This window comes from Sphingomonas sp. SAFR-052 (assembly GCF_051965015.1).
Classification (GTDB): domain Bacteria; phylum Pseudomonadota; class Alphaproteobacteria; order Sphingomonadales; family Sphingomonadaceae; genus Sphingomonas.
Window position 1 is genome coordinate 1 of record NZ_JBQCMO010000015.1, and the last position, 20,330, is coordinate 20,330.

Sequence of the window (20,330 nt, forward strand, 5' to 3'; positions counted from 1 at the left end):
TCGGCATCTTGATGGGCGATCGTCCGCCTTTTAAGCCGCGCCCCAACACAAGACCTGATTTTGTCCACGCGACCTAGTCCTTTAGATAACGCAGGCTGTTGCCGTACCGCCTATTGATTTCCGCCCGTAGCGCCTCCCGATCGACACCGGTCCGGGGCATCGCCCGATATTTCGCTTCGAGCCGATCGAACACCTCCTCCTCCGGCGTGACCCGACCCGCTTCGGCATCGGCCAGCCCCCGCGCGATCGCCGCGTCGATCCGGGCGAGGTCATCGCCTGCGTCACCGCCTTCCGGCTTCGTCGTCATGACGCTTTCCCTTGCTCGACCGGTCCGTCTTCCCGATCCGATCTCGACACGATAGCCTGCCGCCCCATGCCCGCCAACGACACACCGCCCCCCGCCGATCCCGCCCTGCTGGCAGCGCTCGACGCATCGATCGCCGAAAGTCTCGCCGAAATGCGGCTTGGTGGCGGGATCGACCTCGACCTCGTCATCGAGCGTATCCTCGCCAGTCTGCAGACACAGGCCACCTAACCCTTTCCTACACGCCCCGCCCCCGTCATGCTCGGCCGGTCCGGCCGGATGCCTGTCCCCCACCCCGCACACCCCGCGCACCATGCGTTACGTGGCACCTTCGTCACCTTTGCCCGCCCCCTCGCTGGACGGTCCGTGGCGTACCCGGTATCGAGTAGCAAAGCCGGGGGGTGGCGACACGATGGCGCAGGGCGGGGAAGCGGCACGACGGATCGAGGGGTGGAAGTCGATCGCCGCCTATCTCGGCCGCGACCGCTCGACCGCGATCCGCTGGGCACGCGAGCGCGGCCTGCCGATCCATGCCCTGCCCGGCGGGCGTGCCCGCAGCGTCTATGCGCTGGCCCATGAACTCGACGCCTGGATCTCGGGACAGGAGGCGCTGCCGCCCGACCCCGCGCCCGCCGACCCGCCGCCCACAGCGCCCCCCGCTCCACCGCCAGCCTCCAACCCGCTGGCGCTGCCCCGCCCCGCCCCGCCGCGGCGCTGGCCGATCGTGCTCGGCGCGCTGGCGCTGCTCGGGATCAGCGTCGCCGCGATCGACTGGATCGGCCCCTCGACCGATCGGCTCGACGCGGCGACCCATGCCCGTTTCGTTGCCGCGCGCGACGACGTGGCGATGCGCAGCGCCCCGCGGCTCCACGCCGCCATCACCGTGCTCACCCGCCTCGCCCAGACCCATCCCGGCAATGTCGAGGTGCAGGAGGCGCTGGCCGAGGCATGGCTGCTGACCCGCGAATTCGGTTCGGCCTCCGACACGCTCAGCATCGGTCGGGCGCGGGCGGCGGCGGCGGCGGCGCGGGCGATCGACCCGCGCTCGGCGGTCGCCGACCGGGTCGACGGGGTCATCGCCTATTGGTGGGACGGCAAGCCGCAGCTGGCGGGCGAGCTGTTCCGCCGCGCCATCGGCCACGCTCCGGGCGATCCGCTGGCGCATCTCTGGTATGCCAATATCCTCGCCGACAATGGCGAGGACGCCGCCGCCCAGCGCGAATTCGACGCCGCGCGCACGCTGGCGCCCGGCGCGCCGTGGCTGCTCGCCGATTATGGCTGGGGACTGTGGTCGGCGGGGCGCACCGCGCAGGCGCAGGCGCTGCTGACCACCGTCGCCAGCCAGTATCCGACGCTGGCCAGCGTCCATGACGCGCTGAGCGTCACCGCGCTCGCCGAGGGCGACCTTGCCGGCTATGCCCGCCACCTCGCCGCCCGCGCCCGCGCGCGGGGCGAGCCCGAGCTCATCACCTACAGCACCGCGCTCCAGCGGACCATCGACAGCGACCGGCGCGCCGGCAACGGCCCGGCCGCGACCTATGCGGTGATCCTCAGCCGCGCGGTGGCGATCACCCAGAATGACGACCCGCCCGACCATAGCTGGCCCGCCTTCGTCGCGGCGGTGGCGGGCGACCGGGCGACGCTGGTCACGATCCTGAACGATGCGCGGGCGCGCGGCGAACAATGGGGGTCGGCCGGATTCGTCCGCCGCATCCGCGCGCGCTATGCCGGCGACCGGGCGATCGATGCCACGCTAAGTGCACTCGCACAGCCGCGGATCGATCCCACCTGACCGGGCGATCCGGCTGATTCTACACCGATTCCGCGGCGCCACCACCCGATGCGACGCTTTGCGACACCTTGCCACCGGACGATTCCGCTGCGGCGGGCTTAGCCTTCACCCCTCGGTAACGACCGGTTCGGGGGAGCCATATGACGGGGGTACGCACGGTCGTTTCGACCGATTGGGGGAAGGTCGCGGACCAGGGATCGGGGGATCCCGGCCGCGACCTGTATTGGCAGGGGCGCGTCGATCAGGCGGACGAGGCCGGCGCGCTCTTCGACGCCACCGGGCGCATCCTGCGCACCACGCCTGCCTGCGACGCGCTGCTGGTCACCGGTGCCGACGGGGTGGCGCGCTGGACGCTGCTGCCGTGCGAACAGGCGCGGATCGAGGCCGCCCTCGCCCGCGCGACCGCGCGCATCGCCCCGGAGGCGGCGGCGCTGCGCTATCACCCCGCGCCCGGCCGCACGCCGTTGATCCTGATCGCACGGCCGGTGCCATGGGCCATGCGGCTGCTGCACGCGACGCCCGGCGCAGCGGTGGTGTCGCTGATCGACCCGGCCGAGCGTCCGGCACCGGCGACGCAGCTCTGGCGCGAGGCGTTCGACCTGACCCCCAGCGAAGTCGCGCTCGCCGCGCTGCTGATGGCCGGGCACTCGCTGGAATCGGCGGCGGCGGCGCGCGATTGCCGCCAGACGACGCTGCGCGTCCATTTGCGCCACATCTTTGCCAAGACCGGCGTGTCGCGCCAGTCCGACCTGGTCAGCCTGCTCACGCGGATCGGGCGGGGGTAATAGGCTTCTGCCGCCGCGTTGAACCCCTTACGCGGCGGCAGAGGACCGATCAGTCCGAACCGAAGATGTCGCGGGTGAACAGCCGGTCGCCGATATCCGCCAGCTCGGGGGCGGCGCGGTTCGCGATCACCACGTCGCACTCCGCCTTGAACGCGTCGAGGTCCTTCACGACCTTCGACCCGAAGAAATTATCCTCGTCGAGGGTCGGTTCGTACACGACGACCTCGATCCCCTTCGCCTTCACCCGCTTCATGATCCCCTGGATCGACGACTGGCGGAAATTGTCCGATCCGGCCTTCATCGTCAGGCGATAGACGCCGACCTTCTTCGGGCGGCGCGCGATGATCTGGTCGGCCAGGAAATCCTTGCGGGTGCGGTTCGCATCGACGATCGCGCGGATCAGGTTCTGCGGCACTTCCGAATAGTTGGCGAGCAGCTGCTTGGTATCCTTGGGCAGGCAGTAGCCGCCATAGCCGAAGCTCGGATTGTTGTAGTGCATGCCGACCCGCGGATCGAGGCCGACGCCCTCGATGATCTGCTTGGTGTCCATGCCGCCGGCGATCGCATAGCTGTCGAGTTCGTTGAAGAAGGCGACACGCATCGCGAGATAGGTGTTGGCGAACAGCTTGATCGCCTCCGCCTCGCGGCTGTCGGTGAACAGGATCGGTGCATCCTTCTTCTCCGCACCCTGCAGCAGCAGGTCGGCAAAGATCTTCGCGCGTTCCGACCGTTCGCCGACGATGATCCGCGACGGGTGGAGATTGTCGTACAGCGCGCGGCCTTCGCGCAGGAATTCGGGGCTGAACACCACGTTCGGCGCGTTCAGCCGCTGGCGGACTTCATCGACGAAGCCGACGGGAATCGTCGACTTGACGATGATCGTCGCGTTCGGCGCGGCCGCCGCCGCCTTGATGATGACCGCCTCGACCGAGCTGGTGTTGAACTTGTCAGTCTGGACGTCGTAATTGGTCGGCGTGGCGACGATCACATAGTCGGCGCCGTCGAGCGCCTGCGCGGCATCGGTGGTCGCGGTCAGGTCGAGCGTGCGTTCGGCGAGGAAGCGTTCCAGCTCGGCATCGACGATCGGCGATTTGCGGTCATTGACCAGCGCGACGCGGTCGTCCGAAATGTCGACGGCGACGACCGTGTTGTGCTGCGCGAGCAGCACCGCGTTCGACATGCCGACATAGCCAAGTCCGAAAACCGCGATCTTCATGTTCGTAGCACCCTTTGCCCGCCCGGCGCATAGCCGCATGGGAAACCGCCTAACCCCGGAACGGGCACGCAACAACCCCTTTGGCTGCGGCGTCGCACAGGGCGAAGCGCTTCGATCCGGAGCAAATTCGGGTTTTTCGAACCTGAAGATGTTGCATTGCAAAAAAGCGACGTCGGTCCGAACGGCCGGTGCCGAGAAAAAGCACCGACCGCTCCCGACCCGTTACAGCACGAAATCACCCGCGCTGAGCGACGTCGCGTAGACGAGGAACGCGAAGTCGGCGACGCCATCGCGGTTGCTGTCGCCCTGCACCAGCAGATAGCCGTCGGCGGCCGCCTGATAGCGCAACTCGAACGTCGTATGGGTCGTCGTCGTGAACGCAGCGGTGCCGATGAAGGTGAACGCCTGGTTCCCGCTGGCGCTCGACGGGTCGATCGCTGCCAGGTCGATGCGATCGCCGTCCGCCGCGACGAAATCGGTGATCCGGTCGAGCAGATCGCCGGTTCCGAAATCGCTGACCTTGGTAAAGACGAAGCGATCCGCCCCCGCGCCGCCGGTCATCACGTCGCCGCCGGTGTTGCCGGTCAGCACGTCGCTGCCTGCGCCACCCTCGAGCGTGTCGTTGCCGCTGCCCGACGACAGTGTGTCGTTGCCGTCGAGGCCCTGCAACAGGTCCGCACCGCTGCCGGTCGTGATCATATTGGCAAGGGTGTTGCCGACGCCGGTAAAGGCCTTGCTGCTCGAATAAACGAGCTTCTCGACATTGGCACCCAGCGTGTAGCTGAGCAGCGAGGTGGTCACCGTATCGGCACCCTCGCCCGCCGCCTCGACGATCACGTCGCCGGCATTGTCGACGACATAGCTGTCGTCGCCGGTGCCGCCGGTCATCGTGTCGACACCGACCCCGCCACTGAGCGTATCGTTGCCTGCACCACCGGTCAGGGAGTCGGCATATTTACCGCCGGTCAGGGCATTGGCGACGTCGTTGCCGATGCCGGTAAAGCCGGTGGTGCCGTTATAGCTCAGGCTTTCGAAATTGGCGGCGAGCGTGAAGCTGGCCAGCGAGGTCACGACCGTGTCGGTGCCGCCGCCGGTCGCCTCGACGATCACATCGGCAATGTTGTCGACATAATAGGTGTCGTTGCCGACGCCGCCGTCCATCGTGTCGGCGCCGATGCCGCCGTTCAGCGTATCGTTGCCGACCAGGCCATAGAGCAGGTCGTTACCGCTGCCGCCGGTCAGCGCATTGGCCAGTTCGTTGCCGGTGCCGGTAAAGGCTCCGGTGCCGGTGAACACGACACTCTCGAAATTGGCGGCGAGCGTATAGCTGCTGCGCGCGGTGCGCACCGTATCGCGACCGGCATTCGCCGCCTCGACCAGCACATCGTTGCCGTCGAGGACATAGACGTCGTTGCCCAGCCCACCCTCGAGCGTATCGTCGCCGGCACCCCCGTCGAGCGTATCGTCGTCGCCCTCGCCGACCAGCGAGTCATTGCCCGCCCCGCCGATGAGGTTGTCGTCGCCCGCCCCGCCACGCAGCGTATCGTTGCCGCTGCCCGCGGTCAGGGTGTTGGCCGATGCATTGCCGGTGCCGGTGAACGCCGCGGTCCCGGTATAGGTGACCGCTTCGAAATACAGCGCCAGCGTCCAGCTTGTCAGGCCGGTGACGATCGTATCGGTGCCGCCACCCGACAATTCGACCAGCGTGTCGGTGGTGGTGTCGACGAGATAGGTGTCGTTGCCGGCACCCCCTTCCAGACGGTCGACGCCGGCGCCACCGTCCAGCGTGTCGTTGCCCGACCCGCCCGACAGCGTGTCGTTGCCCGCGCCGCCGGTCATGCGGTTGCTCGACGCATTGCCGGTGCCGACGAAGCTGGCGGTGCCGGTATAGACGAGGTTTTCGACGTTCGCGAAGGAAGCGATGGTCAGGCTACCGAGCGCGGTGCGGACCGTGTCGGTGCCGCCGCCCGAGGATTCAACGACGATATCGGTCGATAGATCGACCTCATAGGTGTCGTCGCCGGTGCCGCCGATCATCGAATCCGCACCGGTCCCGCCGATCAGCGTGTCGTTGCCGGCCCCGCCGCTCAGGGTATCGGCCAGCGCGCCGCCGGTGATGACGTTGGCCAGCGCATTGCCGGTGCCAACGAAGCGCAGGCCCCCGGTATAGGTCAGGTTTTCGACATTGGTCAGCGACGCGATCGAATAGGTGCTGATCGTCGCCACCGATCCGCCGGGCAGGTCGGCCTCGACCGTGTCGATGCCGCCATTCACCGCCTCGACGATCACATCGGCCGCATCCTCCACCCGGTAGAGGTCGTTGCCAGTGCCGCCGGTCATCGTGTCGATGCCGTCGCCACCGTCGAGGATGTCGTTGCCGATACCGCCGATCAGGATGTCGTTGCCGTTGCCACCGTCGAGGCTGTCATTGCCGCCCGACCCGCCATCCAGCGTGTCGTTGCCGCCAAAGCCGCGCAGCGTGTCGTCGCCCTCGCCACCCACACGATTGTCGGGCGCGTCGTTGCCGTCATAGACGATGCCGGTATTGCCGTCGCTGGGCACCAGATCCTGATCGGTGAAGCGCAGCAATTCGACGCCGGTGATCGTATCGTCGCCGTCGGGACCCAGGCCCCCACGATTGTCGACGACGCGGAACACGCCCGGCGATTCCTGGGTGATGGTATAGTCGGCGCGGACCGAGGAATAGACGGCGATGTCATAGCCATTGCCGCCATCGATCCGGTCGTTGCCGCCGCCGCCGACCAACCGGTCGTCGCCGGCACCGCCCAGCAGTACGTCGTTGCCCGCGCCTGCCTCCAACGTATCGGCACCGCTGTCGTCGCCGCCGGTCAGCGTGTCCGTCCCCGATGATCCGGTGATACGGTCGTTGCCGTCGCCGCCATAGAGGTTCGCGCCGCTGCCTGCGATCGTGTCGTCGCCGACCCCGCCGTCGAGCCACGCATTGGCCCATCCGCTTAGCTGATCGTTGCCGAGCCCGCCCAGCAGCGTGCCCGTCCCGGACAGCAGGTCGTTGCCAGCACCACCATCCATGCGGTTGGCACCGTCATTGTCGCTCAGCACGTCGTTGTCGGCCCCGCCGTCGAGCGTATCGTCGCCCGATCCGCCGCCCAGCGTATCGTTGCCCACACCACCAGCCAAGCTGTCGTGATTGGCGTCGCCCGCCAGCACGTCGTTGCCGGTGCCGCCATCGATGGTGTCGTTGCCGAAGCCGCCGGTGACGGTGTCGTTGCCGGCCCCGCCGATCAGGCTGTCGGCCCCGTCGAAGCCGTCGATCAGATCGTCGTCGTCGCCGCCATCGACCGTGTCGTTGCCGGCCCCGGCGAACAGCGCGTCATAGCCGGCACCACCCGCAATCGAGTCATCGTCGTTATAGCCGAAGATCCGGTCGTTGCCGGCCGCGCCGATCAGCGTGTCGTTGCCCGATTCCCCGAGGATGTAATCGTCGAGCGCGGTACCGGTCAGGGCATTGGCGCCGTCGTCGCCGTGCAGCACGCTGCCACCAACCGCCCCTTGGGTCACGTCGGCGAACTGGATCGTCTCCATGCCGGTCAGGAAATCGGTGCCGTCGCCGCCGCGATTGTCGATGACGTACAAGCCGCCATCGCCGACCGCGACGGTGAAGTTGGCGCGCGCTCCGCCGATGATGGCGCGGTCGGTGCCCGCCCCGCCGATCAGCGTATCGCTGCCGTCGCCGGCGGTCAGCGTATCGTCGCCCTCGCCACCGTCGAGCAGGTCGTTGCCGCTGCCCGCGGTCAGGATATCGGCCCCGTCGCCGCCCGACAGCGTGCCGCCACCGGTCAGCGTGTCGTTGTCGCCATCGCCCGACAGGACGCCGAAGCCGGTGAGCAGGTCGTTGCCCGCCCCGCCCGACAGCGTGTCGATGCCAGAACCGCCGGTCAGGATGTCGTTGCCATCCTCGCCATAGAGCGCGTCGTCGCCGGTGCCGCCGTCGATCGTGTCGGCATCCATGCCGCCATAGATCAGGTCGTTGCCGGCATCGCCGAACAGGCTGTCGAGGCCCGAACCGCCATAGATGCTGTCGTCGTCGCCGCCGCCGCGCAGCGTGTCGTTGCCGCCGCCGATCGTCTCGACGCTCAGCACCGGACCACCCACCGGCAGCCCGGTGACCGGATCGACCGGTTGGGTGATGGTCAGGTCGCCGCCGGCCAGAATGTCCTCGCCGATGCCGCCGAGGATCGAGTCATTACCGGTGCCGCCGACGACCAGATCGTCGTCGTCGCCACCGTCGAGCAGGTCGTCGCCCGCCTCGCCATAGATGCGGTCGGCTTCGGTCCCGCCGTCGATGCTATCGTTGCCGGCACCGGCGAGGATGCTGTCCTCACCCGCCAGCCCGCGGATCGAGTCATTGCCGCCTTGGCCCTCAAGGGTGTCGTCGCCCGATCCGGCGAAGCGCGGCCCCGACGGATTGGTGACGTTGACCACGCCCGACGACGAACCGGTGGTGATGTCGCCGATCGTGTCGTTGCCCGATCCGCCGCGCAGATAGACGCCCGGATTGGCCTTGGCGATGTAATCGGCATCGTCGAAACGCAGCACACGGACATTGGTCAGCGTGTCGGTGCCCTCGGGCGATCCGGGGCGGTTGTCGGTCACGGTGACGACGCCGTTGCTCTCGGTCACGGTGAAGTCGTTGCGATTGCCGTAATAGCGGACGATATCCGGGGTCAGCGCCCCCGATCCGCCGCCGTCGATCGTGTCGTTGCCGCCATTGCCCGCCAGGAAGTCGCCGCCGCTGCCGCCATCGATAACGTCGTTACCTGCACCGCCCGAGATGAAGTCGGCACCACCGCCGCCGAGCAGCGAATCCTCGCCATAATTGCCGTAGATGGCGTCGTCACCCTCGCCACCGTCGAGCGTCTGTGCGCCGTCGATGCCGCTGGGCGAGGTGCCATACAGCGTATCGTTGCCGGCATCGCCATAGCCGACAGCACCGGTATAGACGCCGAGCACGTCGTTGCCCGCTTCGCCGCGCAACACGCCATAGCCGGTGATCGCGTCGTTGCCGTCACCGCCCAGCGCGTTGCCCGATCCGATCCAGATCGTGTCGTTGCCGGCCTCACCCAGCAACTGGCCGCTGCCCGACAGGACGTCGTCGCCTTCGCCGCCGCTCAAGGTGCCGTCGCCATAGAGCGTGTCGCGGCCGGTGCCACCGATCAGTTCGTCGGTGCCGCCATTGCCGGTGATATAGTCGTCGCCCTCGCCACCATCGGCGCGGTCGTTGCCGCTGCCGGCATCGATCGTGTCGTTGCCGAGACCGCCATCGAGGCTGTCATTGCCCGCGCCGCCGAACAGCTGGTCGTCGTCGCTGCCGCCCAGCAGCGTGTCGTTGTCGGCCCCGCCGTCGAGCACGTCATAGCCGACGCCGCCGTCGATCAGGTCGGCCCCGCGCCCGCCAAAGATGCGGTCGTTGCCGCCCAGCCCGAACAGGCGGTCGTCGCCCTTGTCCTGATCGGGATCGTCGATGCCGTTGGCCGGCGCGGTGACCCCGACGGGCAGCCCCGCGCCGCTGATCGAGTCATCCAGTTCGGTGCCGGTCAGCGTGTCGTTGCCCGCCGATCCGGTGAACACCATGCCCGCCGTCGTCGCCGACAAAGCGAAGGCGGCGTTGGTGAAGCTCGCCCGTTCGATGCCCGACAGGCGATCGGTGCCGAGGTTGCGGCGATTGTCGACGACGAAATAGCCGCCATTGCCGTCGCGGACGACCGATGCGGTCTCGCGCGCCAGCTCGAACGAAGCGGTATCCTCGCCATCGCCGCCGACCAGCGTGTCGCTGGCATCGCCGCCCGACAGCCAGTCGTTGCCGGTGCCGCCGATCAGGCTGTCGGCGCCCCAATTGCCATAGATCGCGTCGTTGTCGGCCCCGCCGTCCAGCGTCTGCGCGCCGTCGATCCCGCTCGGCGACCAGCCCGACAGCGTGTCGTTGCCCGCGCCGCCGGTACCGGTACCGCCGGTCCCGACCAGCAGCGTGTCCGCGCCGGTCCCGCCGTCGAGCGTGCCGAAGCCGGTAAGACTGTCGTTGCCGGCATCGCCCGACAACAGCCCGGTGCCATAGATGCGATCGTCATTGTCGCCGCCATAGAGCGAACCATTGCCGTTCAGCGTGTCGTTGCCGGTCCCGCCGAGGATGCGGTTCAACCCGCCATAATCCTCGACCAGATCGGCGTCGGCGCCGGCATCGATCGTATCGTCGCCAAGGCCGCCATAGACGGTGTCGTTGCCGTCGCCCGCGCTGATCGAGTCCGTACCGGTGCCGCCGTCGATATAGTCGTTGCCGGTGCCGCCGGTCAGCGTATCCGATCCGGAATCGCCGGTCAGCACGTCGTTGCCCGCCCCGGCATCGATGATGTCGTTGCCGTCGTCGCCGCCCAGGCGGTCGTTGCCGGCCAGGCCGTTGATCGTGTCGTTGCCGCTGTCGCCGATCAATATGTCGTCGAACGCGGTCCCGGTCAGCACCAGCCCGACATTGCTGCCCGGCAGCGTCTGTTCGTCGCCACTGTCGAACTGGAGCAGCTCGACGCCATAGACGCGGTCGGTGCCGTTGGGGCTGCCGCCGCGCAGGTCCTGCACGGTGATGCTGCCGTCGCTGTTGTTGACGATGCTATAGTCCGACCGGCGGCCGTTATAGACCAGCTTGTCGAAGCCCGACCCGCCATAGACGGTATCGGCCCCGCCGCCGGCCCAGATGGTATCGTCGCCCGCACCGCCGAGCAGCGTGTCGCTGCCATAGCCGCCCGAGATCGAGTCCGCGCCCGATCCGCCGTCGAGCAGCAGGTCGCTATAGACATAGCCCGACAGCGTATCGTTGCCGTCATTGCCCTGTCCGCTGCCGCTCGACACATAGACGACGTCGTTGCCGTCGCCGCCACGCACCAGCCCCGATCCACTGAGCGTGTCGTTGCCCGCTTCGCCGTCGAGCAGTCCGCTGCCGGTGATGCTGTCATTGCCGAGGCCGCCCAGCAGCGTGCCGCTGCCGCCGATCGTATCGTTGCCGTCGCCACCTGACAGGATGTTGCCATTGTCGTCATAGTCGGTGATGCGGTCGTCGCCCGCGCCGCCGTCGATCGTGTCGGCGCCCGCGCTCTGGACGATGGTGTCGTTGCCGTCGCCGCCGGCGATGCTGTCGCCGTCCGTGCCGCCGTCGATCCAGTCGGCACCGATGCCGCCGTCGATCGTGTCGGACCCGGCCTCGCCATAGAGCACGTCGTTGCCGGCGCTGCCGGCGACGTTGTCCGCGCCGATCCCGGCGACGATGCGGTCGTTGCCGGCCAGGCCGTCGATCGTGTCGTTGCCGTCGCCACCAGCGATGCTGTCGTCGAACGCGGTGCCGGTCAGGCTGTCGGGCGCAGTCGTGCCGGACACGACGATGCCGGTGTTGGCGGCGGTCACGTCGAAATCGAGATCGGTGAAGCGCAGCGTGGTGATGCCGCGCACCTGATCGGTGCCGTCGACACCGCGCCCGTCACGGTTGTCGGCGACGATATAGCCGCCATTGCCGTCGCGGATGACCGAGGCGAAGGCGCGCGTCCCGCTGTACAGCGCCACGTCGTAATCGCCGCCGCCAACGATCGTGTCGTCACCGTCACCGCCGTCGAGCGTGTCGTTGCCCGCACCGCCATCGAGGCTGTCGTTATCGCTCGATACGCCCGGATAGCGCCCGCCCGACAGCGTGTCCGACCCGTCGCCGCCCAGCAGCGTCTCGCGCGTGCCATAGAAGCCGATCAGGCGATCGTCGCCCGCACCGCCGTCCATGGTGACCGGCCCGCTCCACGGATAGGCGGTGGAAAGGGTGTCGTTGCCCGCCTCACCATAGGCAGCACCCGACACGATGCCGATCGCGTCGTTGCCGATCCCGCCGAGCAGCGTCCCCGACCCCGACAGCGTGTCGACGCCGTCGCCACCGATCAGCGTGCCGTCGCCCGACACGTTATCATTGCCGACGCCACCGTCGAGCAGCCCGCTGCCCGAGAGCGCATCGTTGCCGATGCCGCCCTCCAGCGTGCCGGTCCCGATCAGCGTATCGTCACCGGCATCGCCCGACAGGCGGTTGCTGCCGAGGCTATCCTCCAACCGGTCGTTGCCGGTGCTGCCGCGCAGCGTGTCCGATCCGCCCTCGCCATACAGCCAGTCGGCATCGTCGCCACCGTCGAGCACGTCCTGACCGGTGCCGCCCCACAGCGTGTCGTTGCCCTCGCCACCCTCCAGCGTGTCGCGGCCCGACTGGCCGTAGAGTACGTCGTTGCCGACGCCACCACGCACCGAGTCATTGCCGAACCCGGCATCGATGATGTCGAAGCCCGAATTGCCATAGAGCGTGTCGTCGCCGGCCAGATTGGCCGAGGTGATCGTCGCATTGGGGATGCGATCGTCGATACCGGCCGAATCCTGCCAGAAGATGCCCGGCGTGCTGACCAGCGCATATTCGTCGTCGTCGAACTGGAGCAGCTCGACCCCCGACAGCGTGTCGGTGCCAAGCGGACTGCCGCTGCGCAGGTCGGTCAGGATCGTGGTGCCATTGGCCCCCGCGGTGATGCTGAAATCGGCCATCCGCCCGGCGACGCGGACCACGTCCGACCCGCTGCCACCGTCGACGCTGTCGGCACCGGCGCCGGCGAACAGGATGTCGTCGCCCGCCCCGCCCAGCAGCGTATCGGCGCCAGCACCACCGTCGATCGTGTCGCTGTCGGCGCCGCCGTCGAGACGGTCGGCCAGCGCCGATCCGCGCAGGCTATCATTGCCGGCATCGCCGGTCATCTGCACACCCGCCCCCGCCGAGCTTGCGTCGAGCGTGTCGTTGCCGGTCCCACCCGCCGCGCTGCCGCTGTAGATCGAAATCGCGTCGTTGCCGTCACCGCCGTCGAGCGATCCCGAACCGAACAGCTGGTCGTTGTCCGCCCCACCCAGCAGCGTGCCGTTGCCGCTCAGATAGTCGTTGCCTGCGCCACCCTCGATCCGGTTGGTGCCGGTCACGTCGGTGATGGTGTCGTTGCCGCCATCGCCCAGCAGCGTGTCGTTGCCGGTATCGCCCTCGATCCGGTCGTCGCCCGCCCCGCCCAAGACGGAATCGTCGCCGCCATTGCCGTCGATCGTGTCGTTGCCGCCCAGCCCCTCGATCGTGTCGTTCGAGTTCGATCCGGGCAGCGAGTCCGCCGCCTCGCTGCCCTGGATCAGCAGGCCGATACCGCTCGGCGAGATCGACGGAGTGAAGTTGTAGAGGGTCAGTTCCTCGGACACCGACGTGTCCATGTTGCGCAGGATCGCGATCGTCTTCCAACCGGTCGACGTGCCGGCGGCGTCGAAATCGGCCTGCAGGAACAACTCGCCCGACGCGCCCAGCAAGCGCATATGTCCGGTCAGGAACGGGTTCTGGCCGGCGGTGTAGTTGCTGAAATAATTGACGACCTGCGACACGTCGAGCACGTCGCCGCCCGCCCCGGCGGTGAAGTTCTGGATGACGTCGGCGGTGCCGTCGCCATAGCGCAGATAATAGCCGTTCAGGCGGAACACATCCTGTCCCGCCCCGCCGTCGAGCGTGTCGACGATGGTGTCATAGCCGACATTGTCGAAATAATCGTCGCCGGCATCGCCCGACACGATGCCGCGCACATAGCTGAACGTATCGTCGCCATCGCCGCCGGACACGGTGTTCTGGCCATATTGGTCGTTGAACCAGTCATTGCCGTCACCGCCCGACAGGCTGTCGTCGCCCTGTCCGCCATCGATCCGGTCGCGGCCCGCGCCGCCGGTGATGGTATCGCGACCCAGACCGCCCTCGATCGTGTCGTCGCCGCCCAGCCCGTCGATCCGGTCGGGGCTGCCGGTGCCGTCGATATCGTCGCCAAGCTGCGTGCCGGTGCGGACCACGCCGACCGGGCCTACGCCGTTCGCGAAATTGTCGTAGTTGAGTGCCGTCGCGACGACATTCTGCAACCGCGCGACCGTCTGCCACCCAAGCGCGGCGGCGGTGCCGTCGTAATCGACCTGCAACAGCGTGTCGGCGCCGTCCTGCAACAGCCGCATATGGCCGGTTTCGAACGGATTGCCGCCGTCGAGCCCGGTCATGTAGCTGCCGTCGAGGCGGATGATGTCGCCCCCGGTGCCGGCGGTGAAGTCGGTGATGACCGTCACCCCGGTCCCCGCCGCCGGATAGCGCAGGTGATAGGTGTAGAAGGCATAGGTGTCGCGGCCAAGGCCACCGGTCAGCGTGTTCTGGGTCGGATCGCCGCTGTCGCTATAGCCGACATAGTCGAAATAATCGTCGCCATCGCCACCATCGATGACGTTCTTGCCCGCACCGTCCTGCAAGCGGTCGTCACCCGCCCCGCCGAAGATGGTGTCGTTGCCGTAGGAGCCTTCGACCGTATCGTTGCCCGCACCGGCAACGATGCTGTCATTGCCATAATTGCCATCGATCCGGTCGTTGCCGGCGTCACCGAGAATGGTGTCGTTGCCATTGTCGCCGTTCAGCGAGTCATTGCCCGCTCCGCCGACGATGCTGTCATTGCCGTTGCCACCGCCGAGCGTATCGTCGCCAAGACCGCCCGCCAACGTATCCGCATCGTTCGATCCGCTGGCCCGGTCGTCGCCGTCGCTGCCCTGCAACGACTGGCCGGTGCCGTCGATGCTCCAGCCACCGGTGAAGTTCGCCGTCTGGAACGCGGCCGGCAGGACGTTCTGGAACCGGACGATCGTCGACCACGCATTGCCGCCGCCATCGCGATCGATCTGCAACAGCGTGTCGGTACCGCCATCGGCGGTCAGGCGGAGATGCCCGTCGGTCCACGGGTTAACCGTGCCGTTATAGTTCTGAAGCTGCCCGAACAGCACCGCCAGATCGAACACATCGCCATTCGCCCCGGTCGCGAAATCGGTGATCGTCAGCTTGCCGAGGTTGGTTGTGTTATACAGGACATAGCGATCCTGGCCGAGGCCGCCGGTCATCGTATTGTCGGACGCGTTGCTGCCGTCGCTATAGCCGACATAGTCGAAATAATCGTCGCCGTCGCCGCCATTGAGGACGTTCTTGCCGGCACCGTCATACAGGCGGTCATTGCCCGCCCCGCCAAGTACGGTGTCGTTGCCGTAGGATCCGTCGAGCGTATCGTTGCCGGCGTCGCCCGACAGAGAATCGTCGCCATAGGAGCCATCGAGCGTATCGGCACCGTCGCCGCCGATCAGCGTGTCGTTTTCGGTATCGCCAAAGATCGAATCCCGACCCTCGCCGCCGGCCAGGCTGTCATTACCGGCCCCGCCACGCAGATTGTCGTTGCCGGCATCGCCCGACAGCGTGTCGTTGCCCTGTTCGCCATATAACCAGTCGTCGCCATCGCTGCCGGTCACGGCGTCGTGACCGCTGTTTCCGTCGATCGTGTCATTGCCGAGACCGCCGCTCAGCGTATCGCCGTCGCCGGTGCCCGCGATCACATCGTCATGGGCCGATCCGGTGATGGCGATGCCGGTCGCAGTCGGATCATAACCCTGATCGCCAATCCGAAAATTGTCGCGGGTGAAGGTCGCACCCGCCTTGCCGGCGAAGGTAACGAGGTCGACCCAGGTCGCGCCGCCGGTCGCCCCGTTCCAGTCGACCTGCAACACCCGGTCGCTGCCGCTGACCACCAGTCGCAAATAGCCCGTCGCGAACGGATTGCTGCCCGCGACATAGCCGGTCCAATAGCCGGTCAAGGGTGCGAGCAACACCATGTCGCCTTCTGCACCGGTGGCGAAATCTGTAATGCGCGCCGCGGTCAGATTGCCGGGGGAAACGCTGCCCAGTTCATAGCTGTCACGGCCATCGCCGCCGGTCAGCGTATCGGTGCTGGTGTCGGTGCCGGTCGCCGTGCCGTAACCGACATAGCGGAAGTAATCGTCACCCGCCCCGCCGACAACGCTGTTGGCACCTTGCCAATCGTCGAACCGATCGTTGCCGTCGCCACCCGACAGCGTGTCGTTGCCGGCACCGCCGTCCAGCGTATCGCGCCCGATGCCACCGTCGAGGCTGTCGGCCTCGCTGTCGCCGAATAGATTATCGTCACCGGTGCCGCCGACCAGCGTGTCCAGCCCGGCACCGCCGTTCAGATAGTCGTCGCCCGCGCCGCCCGAGAGCTGATCGTTGTCGCCTTCGCCATAGAGCGCGTCATTATCCTCGCCGCCGTCGAGCGTGTCGTTGCCGGCACCGCCGATCAGCTGGTCGTTGCGCTCGCCGCCGCTGATCGAGTCCGCGCCTTCGTTGCCGTAGAGCGTGTCGTCGCCATAGGCGCCGTTGATGGTGTCGTTGCCGGCCAGCCCCGAATAATTGTCGCGGCCCGCGCCGGTGAAGCTGTCGGCGCCGGTCGTGCCGCTCTGTACCGCATAGACGCCGGTCGAGCGCAGGTCGGGGGTGAAATTGTCGGCGGTCAGCGCGGTCGCGGTGACGTTCTTGAGCAGCAGATATTGCTGGAAATTGTCGCCGCCGCCATTCTGGTCGAAATCGATCGCGGTATCGCTGCCGACCTGGCGCAGCCGCATCCAGCCACCCGAGATCAGCTTGGTCGCATCCATGCCGGTGCCGCCACCCAGCGACAGCCCGGCCTGATCGAGGACGATCAGGTCGCCGCCGCTGCCCGTGGCGAAATCGGTGATCGTGCTGACGATCGGCGTCTGGTTGAACAGGTAATAGAGGTTGTAGCGATCGCGCCCGGTGCCACCGCTATAGCTGTCATTGCCCTGATAATAGCCGACATAATCGAACCGGTCGTCGCCCGCGCCGCCGCTGAACGTGTCCGCGCCGTAATAGTCGCCAAAACTGTCGTCGCCATCGCCGCCGACGAAGCTGTCGTCGCCGTACGAATAGCCGAAACTGTCGTCCCCGGCCCCGCCGTCGAAGGTATCGTTGCCCTGTTCGTAGCTGCTGAACACGTCGTCGCCATCGCCGCCCGACAGGCTGTCATTGCCACCCTGCCCGATCAGCGTGTCGTTGCCGGCCCCGCCGATCAGCGTGTCGTTGCCCTCGCCCCCGTCGAGATAGTCGTTGCCGGTGCCGCCATCGATGCTGTCGTTGCCGGTGCCGCCATAGAGCGAGTCATCGCCGCCCAGCCCGGAAAGGGTGTCGCCCATCGGCGTGCCGTCGATCCGCTGGTTATTGGCATCGCCGGTCAGCGTCGCGCCGGCAAAGCCCGGGCGATACCACGTCGTGAAATTGTCGGCGGTGAAGGCCGCCGGGTTCGTCACCCCTTCGAACCGGGCGATCGTCCGCCATGCATAGCCGGTGCCGCCGGCGTCGTTGTCGACCTGCAGGATGACCGCGCCGCTGTCGGTGGTGAAGCGCAGATAGCCGGCGGTGAACGGGTTGGTCGACGGGTCCCAGTTGTAGAAATAGCCGGTGTCGATCTGCAGCCGGTCGCCACCGGCGCCGGTCGCGAAATCGGTGATGACGGTCAGGTTGGCGTTCGTCGTCGGATAGGCCGACAGGATATAGGTATCGCGCCCGGCCCCGCCGGTCACCGTATCGACCGACCCGCCATAGCCATATTCGCTGCCGAACGTGTCGTCGCCATCGCCCAGATCGACCGTCACATTGCCGGCATAGCTGTAATAGCCACCGCGCACGCTGTCGTTGCCCGCGCCGGCGACGACCGTGTCGTTGCCATAGATCGCCTCGATCGTGTCGTCGCCATCACCGCCGATCAGGCTGTCGTCGCCATACCCGCCATCGACATAGTCGTTGCCGGCATCGCCCGACAGCGTGTCGTTGCCGCCCTGCCCGTACAGCCGATCGTCGCCCGCGCCACCTTCGGCATCGTCGTCACCTTCGCCGCCATCGACATAATCATTGCCGTCGCCGCCCAGCAGCGCGTCGTTCTGATAGCCGCCATAGAGATAATCGTCGCCGGTGCCGCCATCGATGCTGTCCGCGCCGGAGCCGCCGTTCAGCGTATCGTTGCCGCCAAGGCCAGTGATCGTGTCGCCGTCATTGGTGCCGTTGATCTCCTGCGCCAGCGCGCTGCCGCTCAGCACCAATCCCTGACCGTTCGGTGCGAAGCCCAGCGTGAAATTGTCGCGGGTGAAGGCCGAGGGTGCGATCCCCTCAAAGGTCAGCCACGTCACCCAGTTGTTCGCGCCGCCATCCTGGTCGATCTGGAGCAGGGTGTTGCTGCCGCTCGCCAGCAGCCGCAAATGCCCGGTCGTGAACGGGTTGGCACCAGTGGCGAGGCCGGAGAAGTTCCAATAACCATCGACGACATCACCGCCCGCGCCGCCTTCGAACCCGGCGATCGTGTCCGCGCCCTGATTGGCATAGTAATAATAGGTGTGGAACGTGTCGCGCCCCGCCCCGCCGACGAAGCGATCCGCGCCGGCGCCATAGCCGACCCAGTCGAACCGGTCGTCGCCATCGCCGCCGACCAGCGTATTGTTGCCCTCGGTATCGCTGAAATAGTCGTTGCCCGCGCCGCCGACCAGGCTGTCGTTGCCGGCATTGCCGTACAGCGTATCGTTGGCGTCGCCGCCCGCGACCGTATCGTTGCCGCCGCCACCGTACAGCGTGTCGTTGCCCGCCCCGCCGTCGAGGCTGTCATTGCCGGAATCGCCGCTCAGCACGTCGTCGCCGACGCCGCCCGACAGGGTATCGGCGACCAGCGATCCGTTCAGCACGTCGCGCCCTTCGCCGCCGGTCAGGACATAGCCCTTGTCGGCAGGCGCATAGCCGATGAAATTGGCGGCGGTCATCGCGCTGGCGGTCACGCCGTTCAGTTGCAGCACCGATACCCAGCCAAAGCCGGTGCCCGCCCCGTCGCGATCATATTGCAGCAGCGTGTTGCTGCCCGACTGAAGCAGCCGGAGGAAGCCGGTCGCGAACGGATTGGTGCTCGAATCCCAGCCCGACAGATAATAGACGACGTCGTTCAGGTTGATGACGTCGCGGTTCTCGCCGCCACCGGCGACGAAGTCGGTGACGATGTCGGTATGCTGGTTCGACGGATAGGCATAGAGACCGTAGCCATCGATCGTCAGCGTGTCATTGCCGGCCCCCAGCGTGATCGTATCCGCGCCGCCCGCTTCGCCGCGGCCGACACCGACATAGCGGATCTCGTCGTCGCCCGCTCCCGCATTGATGAGGTTCGCGCCGGCATTGTCCTCGAAGATATCGTCGCCGGCACCGCCGATCAGCGTGTCGTTGCCGACGCCGCCAAGGATAGAGTCACCCCCATCGCCACCATCGATCGAGTCATTGCCATATCCGCCGATCAGCGTGTCGCCCATCGATCCGCCGCGGATCGTGTCGTTGCCGCCGCCGCCATCGATCCGGTCGGCAAAGGCGCCGCCGTCGATCAGGTCGTTGGAATCGGTGCCGGTCAGCGTATCGGCGAGCGGGGTGCCGGTGATCGTCTCGCCCACCCCGGTCGGGCTCCAGCTCGGTGCGAAATTGGTCGCGACCAGCGCGGTGGCGGTGACGTTCTTCAGCACCAGCAGCGTCTTGATGCCATGCGCCGTGCCGCTGGCGTCGATGTCGACGCGGATCAGCGTGTCGCTGCCCGACTGCACCGCCGACAGGAACCCGGTGAGGAACGGGTTGCTGCCCGCGCTATAGCCGATCAGGTCGTTGACGACTTCGGACAGGTCGATGACGTCGCCCGACGCACCGGTGGTGAAGTCGGTGACGGTATCGGCCAGGAAGCTCAGCGGGAAATTGCGGACGCCATAGCCATCGACGCGCAACGTGTCGCGACCCGCCCCGGTGGTGATGGTATCGGCGCCACCGACACCATCGGATCCCATGCTACTGACCCAGTTGAACGTGTCGTTGCCGGCCCCGCCATCAAGGACGTTGCTGCCGCGATAATCCTCGATCCAGTCGTCGCCTAAGCCGCCGCGCACGGTGTCGTTGCCGTCATTGCCGTACAGCACGTCGTTGCCGTCGCCGCCGTCGATGCTGTCGTTCCCGGCATTGCCGTACAGCGTGTCGTTGCCGCCATTGCCGGCGATGCTGTCGTCCGAGGAGGTACCGGAATAATTGTCGCCACCGGTGGTGCCGCTATAGTTCGCCATCTGCCATCCCCCCCACGTCCGACGGCATGCCCCCTGCCATCGCCTTCACCCGACCCATTGCCGGAAACGCGCGACATAATGGTTACTTGAATGTAAATTCTCAATAACTTTAACTGTCTATTGACAGGACATTATTCGTTTATTTGCATCTACCCCAAATGGAGTATTGCG

Annotated in this window: 6 protein-coding genes; 3 read left to right on the plus strand and 3 right to left on the minus strand. The window is 67.1% G+C overall.

Annotated elements, in window-relative coordinates; genetic code table 11:
• Window positions 1-73 precede the first annotated feature (73 nt).
• Window positions 74-307: a hypothetical protein gene (locus ACTHQV_RS18040; RefSeq protein WP_440492129.1), complete on the minus strand. Its 234-nt coding sequence runs from the start codon at window positions 305-307 to the stop codon at window positions 74-76.
• Between the two features lie 66 nt (window positions 308-373).
• Here ACTHQV_RS18040 and ACTHQV_RS18045 point away from each other — a divergent pair, with 66 nt between their 5' ends.
• The 3 genes from ACTHQV_RS18045 to ACTHQV_RS18055 all read left to right on the plus strand — a co-directional run bounded on the left by ACTHQV_RS18045 (window position 374) and on the right by ACTHQV_RS18055 (window position 2,881).
• Complete coding sequence (locus ACTHQV_RS18045; RefSeq protein ID WP_440492130.1) at window positions 374-535, plus strand: hypothetical protein; 162 nt, start codon at window positions 374-376, stop codon at window positions 533-535.
• Window positions 536-716: 181 nt separating this feature from the next.
• A complete protein-coding gene (locus tag ACTHQV_RS18050; RefSeq protein ID WP_440492131.1) occupies window positions 717-2,096 on the plus strand; it encodes a tetratricopeptide repeat protein in 1,380 nt (459 codons plus the stop codon).
• Between the two features lie 140 nt (window positions 2,097-2,236).
• Window positions 2,237-2,881 carry a helix-turn-helix transcriptional regulator gene (locus ACTHQV_RS18055; RefSeq protein WP_440492132.1) on the plus strand — a complete coding sequence of 215 codons (645 nt, stop codon included), beginning with the start codon at window positions 2,237-2,239 and terminating at the stop codon, window positions 2,879-2,881.
• Window positions 2,882-2,930: 49 nt separating this feature from the next.
• Here ACTHQV_RS18055 and ACTHQV_RS18060 read toward each other — a convergent pair whose 3' ends face one another.
• Window positions 2,931-4,097 (minus strand): nucleotide sugar dehydrogenase, encoded by a 1,167-nt coding sequence (locus ACTHQV_RS18060; protein WP_440492133.1) that lies wholly within the window; start codon window positions 4,095-4,097, stop codon window positions 2,931-2,933.
• 222 nt (window positions 4,098-4,319) lie between these two features.
• The gene (locus ACTHQV_RS18065; protein WP_440492134.1) at window positions 4,320-20,159 is read right to left on the minus strand and encodes a type I secretion C-terminal target domain-containing protein; all 15,840 of its coding nucleotides are present in this window, start codon (window positions 20,157-20,159) and stop codon (window positions 4,320-4,322) included.
• Window positions 20,160-20,330 lie beyond the last annotated feature (171 nt).

Coding starts and splice junctions, on each gene's coding strand:
- ACTHQV_RS18050 (WP_440492131.1), top strand. CDS start 717: ATGGCGCAGGGCGGGGAAGCGGCACGACGGATCGAGGGGTGGAAGTCG.
- ACTHQV_RS18065 (WP_440492134.1), bottom strand. CDS start 20,159: ATGGCGAACTATAGCGGCACCACCGGTGGCGACAATTATTCCGGTACC.
- ACTHQV_RS18060 (WP_440492133.1), bottom strand. CDS start 4,097: ATGAAGATCGCGGTTTTCGGACTTGGCTATGTCGGCATGTCGAACGCG.
- ACTHQV_RS18040 (WP_440492129.1), bottom strand. CDS start 307: ATGACGACGAAGCCGGAAGGCGGTGACGCAGGCGATGACCTCGCCCGG.
- ACTHQV_RS18055 (WP_440492132.1), top strand. CDS start 2,237: ATGACGGGGGTACGCACGGTCGTTTCGACCGATTGGGGGAAGGTCGCG.
- ACTHQV_RS18045 (WP_440492130.1), top strand. CDS start 374: ATGCCCGCCAACGACACACCGCCCCCCGCCGATCCCGCCCTGCTGGCA.